We start from the raw sequence: 13,822 nt of genomic DNA, 5'->3' as shown, positions 1-13,822 counted from the left end.
CGGAGCGCGGGGTCAGCTGCACGTCCGAAAGGCGCAGCTCGCACACCTCCCCCACGCGCAAGCCGGCGAAGGCCAGCATGGTCAGCACCGCGATGTGCAGGGGATTCCCGCCCCGATGCGCGGCCCGCAGCAGCCGCCGCAGCTCCTGGGGCGTGAGGGCCTTCGGCGCCGGGCGGACCTCCCGGGCCAGGGGAAGGCCTTCCGTGGGATCCTCCGGGCTCTCCCCCCGAGCCTTCAGCCAGCGGAAGAAGGCCCGCAGGGCGATCAGGCGGCGGTTGACGGTGGCGGGGCGGAAGCGGGCCAGCAGGAAGGCCCGGTAGTCGCGGACGTCGGCGGGGAGCACGGCGCGGGGCTCGAAGGGCTCGCCAAAGGTGTCTTGAATCCACCGGGCGAAGGCCTGCAGGTCCTCGCGGTAGCCCTTCACGGTGCGGGGGCTGCGTCCCCGCCGCTCCAGCTCGGCCAGAAAAGCGGTGATGGACGGGTGGATCTCGGGGCCCATTTTTCTTATCTCCTGAATTCCGGAAGGGGTTTCCGGGGCTTTCTCCGGCCATTATAGGGGGATCCGGAGGGCCTGTCAAGGATCCAAGGGTCCTTGGATTGCGAAATTATCTTGCCAATCTTGAGGACCTCTGGAAATGCCTGGTCGAGGGAAAACAAAGAAGGCCAAGGCTTTAAGCCTTGGCCTTCTTTTGGGGAAATGAAAGCCAGGGGTCTTACGGCCTCCTGGCTTTTCTGTGGGCGCTACCCCACAAGCTCGCGGATCTTATCAGCGATGAATTGGACAGCCGTAAACCGCATCTCGATCCCCCGCCGCGCCACCGGATCATCCAGGCTCAAGCCCTTCGTCTGGGCCTGAGCCAGCTCCCGGTAGATCTCCAAAGCTGCGGCCGCGATGAACGTGGCGACGGGATCGGAGCCCGCCTTGCTCTTGGCCGCCTTCGGCCTCTCGGCCTTCTGGCGGTCGAGCAAGGCGCGGGCCGCCGCCTGGAGGCGGCGATCCTCTTCGGACCGCACCTCCATTTTGAATGCCGCCCAGGCCACAAACCCACGAGGCACCTCACGCAACCGCATTCCCTTATATTTGCCCCATCCGATCAGAAGTTCACCCGGGTCCTCCTGAGTGGAGACCTGGGAATCCAGAGCGGTCTGGGTGACGTTGGGTTGGGCCTGGGCCTCCGTGGCAGCCTTGGCCGGCTGCGCGGCGGACGCGGGCTGGGTGGGCTTGGCAGACGCGCTCGCGGCCGGGCTGGCCGGCTTGGCCGGGGCAGCCCGCGGGGAGGTAGGGGCCGCGGTGGCAGGCTGACCATTCTTAACGAACAGCCTCACCATCTCCACATGCTTGCATGTGCCCAGACCCCTCTGGCGGAAATCCGGGCATGTGCAAGTGGCCTTCCGCTTCCCGTCCTCCGTGGCCTCAACGGCGACGGTGTAAGTCGCACCGTCACCGTTGATCACTTGCCACCTCCCCTTCTCGACACGCTCCACACGGTATTGACCAGAGCGCAGGGCCTCCTCGGCCCGCTTCCGGCGTTCCTCGATGGCCTTCTGACGGGCCTCATCGGACACGATGGACTTGACAGACATGGCATACCTCCCTGAGCTGAGATTTCAGGGGACTTCACCCCCTCCCCTCTACCGACCGGCTCCGTCGGCAGTGGGGAGGGGGCGAGCCCCTCCCCGCCCAGGGAGGTCAACATGACACGAGCACACGCCCATCGCTTGTTAAGGTGCGAGCTTAGGGCGAGCGCCCAGTCGCCCGTCCGGGGCTCGAACCCGGCGCGGCGCCGTCCGCCCGGGCGATGAAACAAAAAGCCCGCGCCTCCACACGGGGGACGCGGGTGGAAACCATCACCGCCAGCGTGGAACACTGGCGGTATCACGCGGGAGACGGGGGATGGAAAGGCGAAGCGCTACTCGCTTATGGACTGCCAGTTCAAGACAACGATCTCATTGAAGTTGAAGCGTATCTTCCGTCCTCTGAGCTGCTCCGGAATCTCCCCACCGAGCACCTCCTCCACGGGCTGATCCATATCCCGCGACACAAGCACTCCAGCGACCCAGATCCTTTGCCCCGGCTGGAGCTTAAGCCCCATCCTGCGAGCACCGGGAAAAACGATAGTCACGAAGTCGAACGGTCCCTCCTCTTTGGGGCTGATAAACGATGGCCTTCTCATCCGCACGCGGACCTTCACGTCGCTGTTGTAAAACCAGATCTTGATAACCTCACAAATCGCGGTCACCTGGTTCATTTCATCTTGCCCTCCTCTTTTTTACTTCCCGCCGGCCGGAGTGGCCGCTACGGGGCTTCGCCTCCTGGCTTTGCTACGGGATAATCTCCCGTACCATCCGCACCACCCGCAGGATCAGGAGGTATTGGATCCATGCCTGCAGGCGGGCGAAGACGTAGTAGACCGCGAGCAACAGCGCCACGTAGGTCAGCCCGCGCATTTCCACCCCCTTTTGGGAGAGTGGCACGCGGAGCCGAGGGAAGTCCCCGACCGCTCCGGCGCCCCCGGGGAAGCGCCGGAGCGGCGGCCGGAACGCCTCGCGGCCACCCGGGAGGCGGCTACCGGATGATGGTCGTGTCGATCAGATATGCCCGAGCCGGATCGAGTGACACGTATGTTAAGGTGCGCTTGTTAGTCGAAATTACTGCAGAAACATCGTAATACCCGGGGTCTCGCACAGGGAAATAGGCTTCCAAGACAGCGATCGTCGCGTTGCCCGCATCGTATGTGGCGATCACACGCGCTGGCCGCTCCCACATTGCCTGATAGACCCGTGCCCCGGGGTAGCGTGCCGCCAATTCAGACTGGATCCACTGGATGCTGGACTGCCGCAGTTGCAGGCGGATTGTCCCACCCGTGGCATATTCTGGATAGCTTTCATCGTGAGAGGCGCAGAACGGCACGCATTGTCCATTCCGCCACTCGTGGTCCCGCCACTCCCAATGTCCTGGCGTCCCATCTGGCATGGTGCATGCCTCCTGACCCGGGGCGGGATCCCCTTCGACGCAAACCCGTCGGATCTCCTTGTGCGATTTCCTCAGGATCCAGTCGGGGATGGTCACGGAGAGCCGAATGGTGATGCCCTGCCCACCTTGACCGACGACGATCGGGTAGGGCGGGAACTGTGACATGTTGTATGAAGGCGTTCCCAGGATCTCTTGAGGTCCTGGGCATCCACAAGGCTCCGCCGTCGGGGTGGGTCCAGGCGTTGGGGTGGCCCGCACAGGGGTCGGGGTGCAGGCGCCCGGCTGCCGGCAGTCGCGGAGCAACCGGCACGAGCCGCATTCTCCTGTGGACACCACTACTCCATATAGCAGTTCCCCCGTCACGCAATCGATATATTCATGCATCGTATTGAGCTGCCCTTGCGCCGGGTCGGGGCAGCTCCAGGAACAGTAGTAGGTCGTCCGGTAGCATAGGCGAGAGTCGGGGGTGCCGACCGGAGCTGGCGTGGGCGTCGGTGCCAGTGTCCCCTGCCCCCCGGAGCAGCTGCAATAGCCATAACATCCGCACTGAGGATCCGGGATGGTGCAAACGAATGTGCATCCCGGTGGACACGGATTATTGGATCCCCCACCCTGGGCCTGGGCCAGCAGGACGGCGGAGAAGAGGATCATCATGAATGTCCCCATGACGGCATAACGACGAGGCATCCTTACTGCCTCCTCATGGAAGCGGAGCGTTTGCCTTATACGCAACGGCCTTGTACCGTTCCCCGCGCCATTCCAGAAGCCAACGCATGATCCCTGTGTTTCCCACGTTGGTCCCCGCCTCAGCGTCATCCTTGATGCTCCGCTGCTGGACCGGGATGTCCCCGCGCTCGTAGAAGACCCAGACCATCGATCCGATTGGGTCCTGATACACCCCTCGGACCCGCTCAGGGTCATATCCGCGAGGGTCGAAAACCGGGTAAGTCCCCCCGCGCTGCTCGGCATAGTACTTGAGCAGAAATTCCCACATCACCCCCGCCGGCTGCCCAGGAACGAAAAACTCCTCCCGTTCCCGATAGCCCGGCTTCCGCCTGTAGGGGTTGCCGTCCGAATTGGCCCAGAAGCGGTAGATCCGCTCGAAGTCCCGCAGGGCCAGCTCCCGGGTACAGGGGGCCGCCTCGATCTTGAAGACGCCATCTGCCCCGATAGGGGGCCTGCCCTGTATGGGCACAGGCTCCGGTCGGATGCAGGACCGGGGAGTGATCACGGGGTACGCGGTCGGCACAGGGGTTGCGGTGGCGGTCGGCGTCGCGGTCGGCGTCGCGGCCGGAGTTGCGGGGGCTCCAGCCGCTGGCTGGCCTGCTCTCCAACAAGCTGGGGAAACCCCGACAAGAGCCACAAGAGACACAAGGGCGGCAATTTTCTTCATGGCTTCATCCCTCAAGGTTGATTTCTCACGCGCAATTCTGCTTGACCCTGGGCGCGGATGACAAGAGGGATACGGGTCAGACCGGGAAGGAGCGGGCGCACCGTCGCCCGCAGCCGCACGAAGACCTGGCGCCCGGCGCTGTCCACGAAGATCCCCTCCGGCTGGACGTAGACGCCGCGCTGGAACAGATAGGAGACGTTCCAGGCGGCGACCGCCCATGCCTCCGCATCAGCGCCGGGGCGGAACACGGGGACCCCTGTCCACTCGAACCGCCAGACATCCAACTGCCGCGCCGCCGCCTCCGCCGCGGCATCGGCGCTCTTTTGAACCTCCCCCCGGATGAAGAGAAGGCGGGTCCCCTCGATGGCCACGAGCATCAGGGGAAGCACCACGATGGCCATGAAGAGGGCCCACAGCACCAGGGAATTGCCGCGCTCTCGCATTTACCATCCCTCCTGGCGGAAGAAGGCCACGGCGCGCCCCTCGAAATCGCGATTGAAGAGCCCCGGGAAGCGCTTGAAGAAATTGGGGACGCGCCAGCGGACCTCCACCGCCAACACCGATCCGGGGACGCCGCCGGGGGCCAGCAGACGCACCTGGTAGGACCCAACGCGGATATGTTGGAGCATCGCCTGGGCTTCTGCCACCGCCACCGCCCCCGCGTTGGCCTGGGCGACGGATCCCCGACGTGCCCCAAACGCGGCGGCCTGTTGGGCCGCGGCGCTGGCATATCCGGCCAGGGCAAAGTTAACGAGGCCGATGAGGATGAGCAGGATGAGCGGCGCGACCAGAGCGAACTCCGTGATCTCCCCCCGCTCGTCCATTTCCCCCCCTACTGAGTGGGGTTGGCTACAATCCCAGCGATACGGTTGAAGAGATCCCGGATGTTGCCGCCCAGGAGCCGCAGGGCGGCGATGGTGAGGATGATGAGGACGGCGAGGAACACGGCGTTTTGAGTGATATCCCCACGTTCGTCAATCAGGAACTCCCGCAGCATGTTTCCCTCCTGGTGGTGGAATAAAAAACGCCCCGCGGGCGGGGCGATCCCCCCGCGGGGCGTTTCTGTTTCCAGATATAGTCGAATTCCTTCATTTTGTCAAGATCCCCAAAGGCGCCAGATCCCCAGGGCCGGGATGGCAAAGATCGCCCCCGGCACCGACCGACGGAGGAGGAGGGCGAAAAATCCGGCCAGCCCGGCCGCCAGGGCCGGCGGCCAGGGGCCGAAGGCCAGTCCGTAGGCCATCAAAAGCTTGGTATCCCCCCCGCCAATCCACCCAAAGCTCCAGGCGGAGAAGATGACCAGCGCCGCCAAAACGGCGAGGGGATCCCCTCCGCTCAAGACGAAGGCCAGAAGGCCGGCCGCGAGAGCTGGCAGGGAGAGGAAGTTGGGGATCCGACGCCACCGCCAATCGAAATAGGCGGCCGGAATGGAGAGGACAAGGACGATCCCACGCAGAACCTCCACCGCCATCACGGCCCTCCGAAAACCCCGCTCCCCAACAGGGCGAGTAAAGTCAGGCCCAGAACCACCACGAAAAAGGGGACGAAGAAGAAGAGCACCGTCGGCCCAGCCAATTGGGGCTCCAGCCCATCGATCCGGCGGGAGACCTCCAGGATGTAATCCCCTGCCGCCCGCTCCGCAACCTCCGCCAGGAGTTCGGCTCCCCCCACCCCCTTCTGGTGGATGAGATGAAGCTGGGTGGCAAAGGAGACCGCCTCTTGGATCCCCAGAGCGCGGGCGGACTCTAAAAGCTCCTCGAAGGGGCTGCGGCCGCTCCGTTGCGCGGCGGCCAGGGCCCGGCGGATCCAGGCCGCCGTGACCGTTCGGGCCGCCGCCGCCCGCTCCAGGCCCTGGAGCACCCCAGCGCCGGCCGCCACCTCCATGGCCAGAACCTGCGTGATCTCCGGAAGCTCCCGGCGAAATTGCTTGCGGATCCCCCCGGCCCGCGAGCGCTGGAACACTCGCACGGCAAATACGCCCCCCGGAGAGCCCAGGAGGCTTAGGATGGGATCGCCGAAGGCGATGAAAAAGAGCCCAAGCCCCAGGACCGCCCCGATGGCCATCAGCCCCAGCACCCGCTCCGGAGAGGCGAAGGGATGCTGGGGATCTTGCAACGCGACCCACGCCGCATCGCTTTCGACCCCGCGCAGGAACGTCGGAGCCCGACGCTCCACCCAAGGCCGCGCGGCCCGGCCCAGGCGCGCGTCCATGGGGTTCGAGGCCTCCACGTCCATCCCCGCCACCCGGCGAAGGCGGCGGGACCAGATCCCGCCCGCCGTCTCCGGCGTGGCCACGATGAAGGCAGCCGCGACCATGAGGATTGCCATCGCCGCCAGGACCCCAGCCGTCATCGTCATACCACCTCCTCCACCATCCGGGTCACGAACCAATAGCCGAGGGCCATCGCCACGAAGGCCCCAGCCACCAGGAGCTGGCCCGGGATGGAGGCCACCACCGGCCGGTAGACCGGGTCGACCACCAGGAACGTGAGAAGACCGACCATCACCAACGCGATGATCCGCAGGCTCGAGATCGCCGCATCCCCCTTCCCGCGCGCCCGCTCGCGGGCATCCAGAAGCTGGGCCTGGCTGGCCGCCGCTGCGCGGAGGGCCTCTCCGAAATGGGCCCCGCCGACATCCGCGAAGCGCTTGAGCTCGTAGTAGAGCAGCTCGAGGGACGGGCTAATCCCCCGCGCCCGCGCCATCAGGCCTTCCCACGCCCCCGGCCCCTCTGTGGCCACCCGCTGGGCCGCATCGGAGAGCTCCCGCCCCAGAGGGCTGTCCGGATCCGCCAGAAGCAGCGTCGTGGCGGCGGTCCGAAGGAGCTCAATAGGGCTGGCCGAGAGCGCCATCAGCGCGGCGATGCGGTGGAGGGCGATGGGCAGATCCCGCTCAATCCGCTTGCGGAGCGCGGAAAGTCGGGAGTCCACGAACCATTTGGCCAAAAGCCCCCCCACCACCCCGCCGCCCAGGGCAGGGAGAATCGGCAGCCCCAACGCCAACGCCCCCACGAAGCCGAGTAGCGCTCCTGCTGCCAGGATCATCCGATACGTGGCGATCTCCCGGCCCGGGGCGACCCGTACGCCGACCAGCGCCAGCTTGTGGGCGAGGGAGCCGAACTCCGGCTCCGGGGTCGCCTCCAATCCGGAGGGGCGATCAGCCCCCGTCACCAAGCGGAGGCGTTTGACCCAAACGTCCCTGCCGGCCCCCGGGCCGGCGAGGGTGAAGGCGTAGAGGATCAAAAAGATCGCCGACGCCGCCAGAACCCCTGCGATCATTGCCGCCTCCGAGAGATCGTCCCCACTTTCTTGAGCGCCCCGTCCTGCCGGAGCCAGATGGGGGTGAAAGCCACATCCCCCCCGCGCAGCTCGGGAGCCACTTCCCAGACCCCCAGGATCCGCCGTTGACCCCGCTCGTCGTATCCCAGCTGGACGTAGATGTCCACCGCCTGGGCGAAGAGATTTTTCGCGGCCTCCATCCGGACGCCGGCGTCCGAAAACATAATGACCGCCAGCCGATGAACCGCCGCCTGGGGGCTTTCGGCGTGGAAGGTGGTCAGCCCCGGGTGATCCGACATCTGGGCCCGGAACAGGGCGAGGGCCGCATCCCCGGTCCGGACCTCCCCGACGATCAGTCGATCGGGCCGCATCCGCATGGCGGCGTTGACCCCATCGGCGATGGTGTAGGGCTTGACCACCGACCCGGGCGGGGCGTGGCGGGCCTCAATCGTCACCACATTCGGCAAATCCAGGAAGATCTCCTCGGGATCCTCGATTTTGACCACCCGCTCCTCCCTGTCGATGCCGTCGTTGGCGAGGGCGGAAAGAAGGGTTGTTTTCCCGGTCGCCGTCCCCCCAGCGACCATCACGCGGAGCTTCCCCCGCACGGCGGCGATAAGGTCCGCGAAAAGCTCCTCCGGCCCTGCTCCCCAGCGGACCAGCTGCTCCGTCCGCACCGGCCTGGGCTCGAACAACCGAACGCTCACCGCCGGGTATTTCCCACCCCCTACGAGAACCGGATGGAGGGCCTTGACCCGCCCCCCGCCGGGGTTGTCCGGCGTGCGGGGGAGGCGCCCATCGACATCCGGGGTCGCCTCGGTGAGAGCCCGCCCCTGGGGGCCGAAGATGGCATCCAAAACCCGCGCCACCTCCTCCGGGGTCGGGCGGACATCGACCTTCTCGAAGCGCCGGCCGGATTTGGAGAGCACCCAAACCGTTCCGTCGGGGTTGATGGCGATCTCGACGATATCCGTGCGCCGGGGAGGCAGGAGATCATCCATGAAGCCGTAGCCCGCGATCCGGGAGACCACGGCCTCCAGAACGGCCAGCCGCTGGCCGGTGGGGACGAAGACACCTAACGCGGCCGCCACCTGGGAGAGCACCTCCCCCGCCCGCGCCCGCACGCGGTCCCGTTGGGCGCGGGCCGTGAGGGGGTCGAACTCCTTTGCCATCTCCTCCACCACGGCGGAGATCAGCTCTTCCATCTCCGCCGAATCGTTATTGCGCGCGTAGGCAGAAATCGGCATCTACCTCCGCCTCCAGGGGATTTTGCTCTTCTCCTGTGCGGTCGTCGGCGTCACCCCGCGGTAGAAGATCTCCACCATCCCCTCGACGGCCTTGCGGAACCCGTCCAGGCGGAGGAGGGGCAGCTCCCCCTGGTTCTGGATCGCCGAGAGGCCCGGCTCGAAGGGGACCACCCCAATGACCGGCGGCGCGCTGTCGCCGGAGGTCTCAGCGATCATCCGCGTGAAGGCCGCGGGGGAGATGTTGTCTTCCTTGGTGGTCATGTTAAGCACTAAGAAGATGTTCTCGCGGGGGATGGCGTGCTCGACGGCCAGCCGCCGGGTCAGGAGCTGGTAGGTCTGCATCACCTTGTTGGCGTCGGCCAGGGTGGGGCGGGCCACCAGAACAACCGTGTTGGCCACCAGGAGCGGCTGGAGGGCCCACTCCGACGTGAGGTCCGGCGGGAGATCCAGAACCAGCGCCGCCCAGCCGCCCATCGCCGCCGTCATCACCAGCGACCGGATGGATCCCCGATCGGCCGGATCCCGGCGCGCAATGGCGTCCGCCGCCAGATCATCCGGCACGCACAGGAGGATGTCTAACGCATCCTTCTTCTGGATTCCCCCGCGCAGCGCCTCCAATGTGGGGTTCTCAAAGAACAGCCCCTGATTGGGGTAAGGGGGCAGATGGAATTGGACCCCCAAGTCGTCCGGTCGGTCGAAGCCAATGAGCAGCGTGGAGATCCCCCGACGGGCTAAGGCGTAGGCGAAATTGGCCGCCAGGGTGGATTTCCCCACGCCACCCTTGCGGGAAACGAAGGCGAAGATCCGAAGCCCCACCGGAACCGAGGGTCCGATCGGACCCCCGACCTGCACAAAGGCCGGCAGGGGCGCCGCCTGGAGCTTAATGGCTCGCTCCGAGACGGCCGCCTGATACAGCAGCTGGGCGACCTCCACCCAATTGGGGGCCTGGGTCACGAATACATCGCGCACGCACGGGATGCTCCGGACCACCCCTTCGGCGGCGGCGGAGGACGGCGTCATCACCACCACCGCCACCCCCGGGAACCCCTTGAGGCCGGCGATGAATTCATCCGGGCCGGGGGCGATCTCCGCCTGGATCAACAGGGCCTCAGGCTTGAGCGCTTGGATCTTCGACTTGAGATCCCCCCACTCCGTCGCCAACCCCACCACCTGGAAGCGGCCGGTGTCCCCGGCGAGCGCCGGATACATCCCCTGAAGGATCGTGTCGAGCCGGGGGGCTGCCATCATCACCGAAACCGGAGCGCCTTCCGTCATGGACCTCCCTCCTTCTGTTCCGCCGTCTGGGTCTGGGTCAGCACAGGGGACGGAAGCAGCTCGAAGAGCCGCACTCCGTAGGCTTCCACATCGGACCGCTCCATCGGATCCAGGGCGAGGTGGATCTTCCCCACCGCGTTCAGCAAGGCCACCACCTCAGCGGGCGAGAGAAAGCGCGTCTGGGACTCGGATCCGTAATAAACGGTGATGGGTTGCGGGGTGACGGGGGCGGCCAGGACGACCACCCCGCCCTCCGCCTGGCGCGCCGGGGCGCTGGAGACCGGAACCAATCCCCCCTCCGCCGCTGCGGGCGCCAGGCGCGGGGGAGTGTAGGCGAATTCGTGGTGGATGAAGAGCACCCGGAGCCCGCGCAAATAGATACGGGCGTAGGGGAGCGGGGATTCGGGAGCGGGAGCGGAGGCCGTCCCCTCCGCGGGCGGGGATGCCGGCGGCGCGGGGGCGGCCAGCGGCAAGTTGGCTGGGGCAGAGGCGATCACCCCGATCACCGAGACCCGATCGCCGGGGCGAAGGAGGCCCGAAAGGCCCGTCACGCGATCGACCGAGACCCCGATGGCCACCTCGTCCTTCTCCAGCCGGAAGGTCTGCGCCTCCCCCAGGGCGTCCGCGGTGAGGATGTCGCCGGGCAGCCGCTCAGCGATCACCCGCCGGCCGACCGCCTGCTGGGGGGAGGAGAGGGCGTTGGGGGGGACATTGGCCGGGTGGACCTCCCGCACCTCAATGTCCCCTTCGGTGAGTACCGTCCCGGCCAGAAGCCGGGTCCTGGCCACCACGACCGGGGCGCGTTGAGAGAAATTCGCGGCCATGGAGGCCACCAGCAACCCAGCCAGCCCGGCCAGCAGGATCGCCAGGGCCAGCAGCAACATGCGTGTCTTCTTCATGGTCATGGGACTCCTCCGCGTAGATCAGCTTTCTCTCCTCTGGGGAGAGAGGCGGGTCCATCTCCCCGCGAAGCTCCTCCTCAAGGATCAGGTCAGGAGAACATCCGACGGATCTCTTCATCAGTGGGCTCCTGCAATCGGATCATGGCCGGCCGGATCAGGATTGGCTCGAGCTGGCTCATCTCCCCATAAGCCAGCCGGCAAAGGAACTGGCCGACGCCCAAGCGTCGGATCAGCCGCCGGTACGGCTCGTCCACGAAGCCAATCTCCGACCGCTCCAGCATCGCCATGGCGATCTTGGCGTCCTGGGGATCTTTCAGCTGCCCCACAAAGACCAGGGAGCACGAGCTCAAGATCCCCCGTGGCAGAAGCGAAGGCGATTGGGCGATCACGTGAAGGTAGCATCGGTATTTCGCCGAGTCGCGCCACATCAGCGCGAACTGCTCGGCGGTGTAGTTTCCTTCTCCCTCCTCGTCCGCGGCGGCCTGCGGACCGTTGAATATCTTGTTGGCCTCCTCGAAGACGATCTGCATCGGTTGTAGCTGCTGCCCCTCCGCCTGGCGACGGGCGACCATATCGCGCCAGAGCATCCACGCCAGCCAACCCAGAAGGAACGCCTTGCTGAATTCATCGAGATCCGCACCGCCCTCGATGATCACCATCCCCCAGGGCAGGGCCAGATCCTCGATGACCACCGTGTCGGTGCCGGGGGCGTATTGCCTCGCGGCGACCCCCTGCACCAGGGGGTGCAGCCGATACAGGATCCCCTCCAGCACCCCCCGGAGCGTGGTGTCCCTGGTGGGCACCCCTGCCAGCTTTCGCTCCACCTCGGCGTAGAGGTCCGAAAGCCCCACCCATCGCGAGCGATGGACGGCCAAGGCCTGGCGCTCGAAGGGCTCCAGATCGGCCAGCCGCCATCCGGATCGGTCCTCTTCGGGTAGCCCCCGCTCCGCCCGCGCCCGGCGGATGACCTCCGCCTCCTCCGGTCGGACCGTCCCCCACTCCGGCGGGAGCGCCGGGTCGTCCACCAGAACCCCGGCGCGGAGATAAACCTGTCGGAGGGCCTCCCGGAGCTCCGGCGCCTGTCGGCGGACCCCCATTCTGGAGATGGCGGAAAAGATGTCGCAGAAGGCCCGCCATTGGGTCTCGGGATGGATCCGCCTCCCGATTTGGAGCGGATTCCATCGCAGAGGTCGAGGGCCGCCCGGAGAGAGGGAATAGAAGTCGATATGGCTGACCAGCTGGGGGGCATTCAACAGCTTCCGCCAGCCAGCTCCAAAGTCCAGGACAATCGTCCGCATCCGCCAGGCCACCGTGGATTCCAGGGCCAGGCGTTCGGCGGCAACGCTCTTCCCAAAACGGGTGTCCGCCACGAAGGCGGCGTGGGAGTAGCGGTCGCGGGGGATGAGCAGCGGCACATCCGTCAGATCCCCGGTCTCCGGGCTGTATTGATGCCCGATGAAGATCCCTTCCTGCGCGGGCGGGTAGAAGGCGAGGGGCGGCAGGGCCTCCTGCATCGTCGTGGCCGCCCCTTCCTCGAAAAGGCCGGGGGCGGCGTAGGCCGCCGCCTGCTCGAAGGTGAGGATGGATCCCATTGCCGATCCCCCTAAGGGATGCGCGATGGGGTCGGGGCAGCGACAGGGCTCAAAGACCCGTGCGTGCCGGTCGGCGCATCCCCCCGAAACGGGGATCACCGGCGTGGGCACATCCGGGCCGTGGAAAGCGGAGACGGCCAGCGCCTGGACGGCCCGGAGGGCCATCTCGTCCCGCACGAGGATGAAGGTGCTCCCGCGATAGGCCCCCTCCGCCGCGGCCCGCTCCAGTTGGGCCTCGATCAGCCGGTAGAGGCGGGCCAGCTGGTCAAAGGCATCTTCTTCCGTCTGCCACGAGCGCCCGATGCTCCAGGTGGGGACCATCCCGAAGGACCAGCCGCCCACCGTGCCTTCTCCCATCTGCTGCCCCCTGGCGACGCCATCCGTCCGTCCCACCGTGTCCGCCGTCCCGCTGCTCTCGGAGGTCGTGGTAGCCTCGCCGTAGGTATCCGCGCGCCCCCACGTCTCGGCCCAGGAGCGCCCGTGGGAATAGGAGTGGGTGGTCGCCGAGAAGGACCCCCATGCCTCGCCGGTCGTGTCCGCCGTCCCACGGGTCTCGGCGTGGCTGGTCGTGTCGGCGGTCCCGCGGGTCACCGCATGGCTCGTGGTCTCCGACGAGAAGGACGAAACAGAAGTGGACGTCGAGACGATGTCGTGGGCCGGCGTCACCGAAACCACCGTCCCCCCGCCGTGGGAGGAGAAGCTGGAGGTGCCGGTGGTGGTGGCGGAGATGCCGGTCGTCGCCACGGAATTAGCCCGGGTGCTGGCCCAGCCTCCCGTATCCGTCCTCCCGATGGTCTGGGCCTGGCTGGTCCCCGTGGTGCGGCTCCCGCCGATTGAGACGTGGGTCCCCGCGTCCAGCCCCAGATCCACTCCCACCTTCCCGCCGCCGCTGGCGCCGAAGGTGTGGGCCTCCGAAAAGCCGGTCGTGGTGGAACCGGAGTGGGCCACGCCTTGATGCAGGGTGAGGGCGCTGCTTTCGCCCTTGGTGACGCTGGCCCCGGTCGTGGTGGCCGAGGAGGCCGCGTTCCCAATTGACCAGGACGTCGATTGCGCAGTGGAGACCACCTGGGGGACATGGGTCACCGAGGTGGTCGTGGTGGTGGAGCTCCCGGTGGTGTGAGCCACCCCTTCGGTGCGGGCATGGCCCACCGTGTGGGCGGT

16 protein-coding genes are annotated in these 13,822 nt (G+C 66.7%); all 16 read right to left on the bottom strand.

Translation table 11 applies throughout. The features are described from left to right. On the bottom strand, window positions 1-499 hold a 499-nt coding region (locus QN206_12430), incomplete at its 3' end, for a site-specific integrase (protein ID MDR7615613.1). Between the two features lie 242 nt (window positions 500-741). Next, on the bottom strand, window positions 742-1,584 hold the full coding sequence (locus QN206_12425; protein ID MDR7615612.1) for an SWIM zinc finger family protein: 843 nt from the start codon (window positions 1,582-1,584) through the stop codon (window positions 742-744). 326 nt (window positions 1,585-1,910) lie between these two features. Beyond that, the gene (locus QN206_12420) at window positions 1,911-2,249 is read right to left on the bottom strand and encodes a hypothetical protein (protein ID MDR7615611.1); all 339 of its coding nucleotides are present in this window, start codon (window positions 2,247-2,249) and stop codon (window positions 1,911-1,913) included. Window positions 2,250-2,322: 73 nt separating this feature from the next. Then, a complete protein-coding gene (locus QN206_12415) occupies window positions 2,323-2,448 on the bottom strand; it encodes a hypothetical protein (GenBank protein ID MDR7615610.1) in 126 nt (41 codons plus the stop codon). A gap of 118 nt (window positions 2,449-2,566) precedes the next feature. Next, window positions 2,567-2,911: a hypothetical protein gene (locus QN206_12410; GenBank protein ID MDR7615609.1), complete on the bottom strand. Its 345-nt coding sequence runs from the start codon at window positions 2,909-2,911 to the stop codon at window positions 2,567-2,569. 763 nt (window positions 2,912-3,674) lie between these two features. After that, the gene (locus QN206_12405; GenBank protein MDR7615608.1) at window positions 3,675-4,367 is read right to left on the bottom strand and encodes a hypothetical protein; all 693 of its coding nucleotides are present in this window, start codon (window positions 4,365-4,367) and stop codon (window positions 3,675-3,677) included. An 11-nt stretch (window positions 4,368-4,378) separates the two neighbouring features. After that, complete coding sequence (locus tag QN206_12400; protein ID MDR7615607.1) at window positions 4,379-4,810, bottom strand: pilus assembly protein TadG-related protein; 432 nt, start codon at window positions 4,808-4,810, stop codon at window positions 4,379-4,381. Beyond that, window positions 4,811-5,191: a TadE/TadG family type IV pilus assembly protein gene (locus tag QN206_12395; GenBank protein ID MDR7615606.1), complete on the bottom strand. Its 381-nt coding sequence runs from the start codon at window positions 5,189-5,191 to the stop codon at window positions 4,811-4,813. Between the two features lie 8 nt (window positions 5,192-5,199). After that, window positions 5,200-5,364: a Flp family type IVb pilin gene (locus QN206_12390; protein MDR7615605.1), complete on the bottom strand. Its 165-nt coding sequence runs from the start codon at window positions 5,362-5,364 to the stop codon at window positions 5,200-5,202. Between the two features lie 99 nt (window positions 5,365-5,463). After that, on the bottom strand, window positions 5,464-5,838 hold the full coding sequence (locus QN206_12385) for an A24 family peptidase (GenBank protein ID MDR7615604.1): 375 nt from the start codon (window positions 5,836-5,838) through the stop codon (window positions 5,464-5,466). Beyond that, complete coding sequence (locus QN206_12380) at window positions 5,838-6,725, bottom strand: hypothetical protein (protein ID MDR7615603.1); 888 nt, start codon at window positions 6,723-6,725, stop codon at window positions 5,838-5,840. The genes QN206_12385 and QN206_12380 overlap by 1 nt, the downstream gene beginning before the upstream one ends. Next, window positions 6,722-7,645, bottom strand: a complete 924-nt coding sequence (locus tag QN206_12375; GenBank protein MDR7615602.1) for a hypothetical protein — start codon at window positions 7,643-7,645, stop codon at window positions 6,722-6,724. The genes QN206_12380 and QN206_12375 overlap by 4 nt, the downstream gene beginning before the upstream one ends. Beyond that, a complete protein-coding gene (locus QN206_12370; GenBank protein MDR7615601.1) occupies window positions 7,642-8,850 on the bottom strand; it encodes an ATPase, T2SS/T4P/T4SS family in 1,209 nt (402 codons plus the stop codon). The genes QN206_12375 and QN206_12370 overlap by 4 nt, the downstream gene beginning before the upstream one ends. A 42-nt stretch (window positions 8,851-8,892) precedes the next feature. Beyond that, the gene (locus QN206_12365; protein MDR7615600.1) at window positions 8,893-10,167 is read right to left on the bottom strand and encodes a P-loop NTPase; all 1,275 of its coding nucleotides are present in this window, start codon (window positions 10,165-10,167) and stop codon (window positions 8,893-8,895) included. Then, window positions 10,164-11,072, bottom strand: a complete 909-nt coding sequence (cpaB, locus tag QN206_12360) for a Flp pilus assembly protein CpaB (protein MDR7615599.1) — start codon at window positions 11,070-11,072, stop codon at window positions 10,164-10,166. The genes QN206_12365 and cpaB overlap by 4 nt, the downstream gene beginning before the upstream one ends. A gap of 86 nt (window positions 11,073-11,158) precedes the next feature. Further along, window positions 11,159-13,786, bottom strand: coding sequence for a serine-rich protein (locus QN206_12355; GenBank protein ID MDR7615598.1), 2,628 nt, complete (start codon window positions 13,784-13,786; stop codon window positions 11,159-11,161). Window positions 13,787-13,822 lie beyond the last annotated feature (36 nt).

Source organism: Armatimonadota bacterium, assembly GCA_031460175.1.
GTDB lineage: Bacteria > Sysuimicrobiota > Sysuimicrobiia > Sysuimicrobiales > Sysuimicrobiaceae > Sysuimicrobium > Sysuimicrobium tengchongense.
This window is presented reverse-complemented; position numbering and strand designations above follow the sequence as displayed.

Coding starts and splice junctions, on each gene's coding strand:
- QN206_12380 (MDR7615603.1), bottom strand. CDS start 6,725: ATGACGATGACGGCTGGGGTCCTGGCGGCGATGGCAATCCTCATGGTC.
- QN206_12365 (MDR7615600.1), bottom strand. CDS start 10,167: ATGACGGAAGGCGCTCCGGTTTCGGTGATGATGGCAGCCCCCCGGCTC.
- QN206_12415 (MDR7615610.1), bottom strand. CDS start 2,448: ATGCGCGGGCTGACCTACGTGGCGCTGTTGCTCGCGGTCTACTACGTC.
- QN206_12425 (MDR7615612.1), bottom strand. CDS start 1,584: ATGTCTGTCAAGTCCATCGTGTCCGATGAGGCCCGTCAGAAGGCCATC.
- QN206_12370 (MDR7615601.1), bottom strand. CDS start 8,850: ATGGAAGAGCTGATCTCCGCCGTGGTGGAGGAGATGGCAAAGGAGTTC.
- QN206_12405 (MDR7615608.1), bottom strand. CDS start 4,367: ATGAAGAAAATTGCCGCCCTTGTGTCTCTTGTGGCTCTTGTCGGGGTT.
- QN206_12395 (MDR7615606.1), bottom strand. CDS start 5,191: ATGGACGAGCGGGGGGAGATCACGGAGTTCGCTCTGGTCGCGCCGCTC.
- QN206_12385 (MDR7615604.1), bottom strand. CDS start 5,838: ATGGCGGTGGAGGTTCTGCGTGGGATCGTCCTTGTCCTCTCCATTCCG.
- QN206_12420 (MDR7615611.1), bottom strand. CDS start 2,249: ATGAACCAGGTGACCGCGATTTGTGAGGTTATCAAGATCTGGTTTTAC.
- cpaB (MDR7615599.1), bottom strand. CDS start 11,072: ATGACCATGAAGAAGACACGCATGTTGCTGCTGGCCCTGGCGATCCTG.
- QN206_12375 (MDR7615602.1), bottom strand. CDS start 7,645: ATGATCGCAGGGGTTCTGGCGGCGTCGGCGATCTTTTTGATCCTCTAC.
- QN206_12400 (MDR7615607.1), bottom strand. CDS start 4,810: ATGCGAGAGCGCGGCAATTCCCTGGTGCTGTGGGCCCTCTTCATGGCC.
- QN206_12390 (MDR7615605.1), bottom strand. CDS start 5,364: ATGCTGCGGGAGTTCCTGATTGACGAACGTGGGGATATCACTCAAAAC.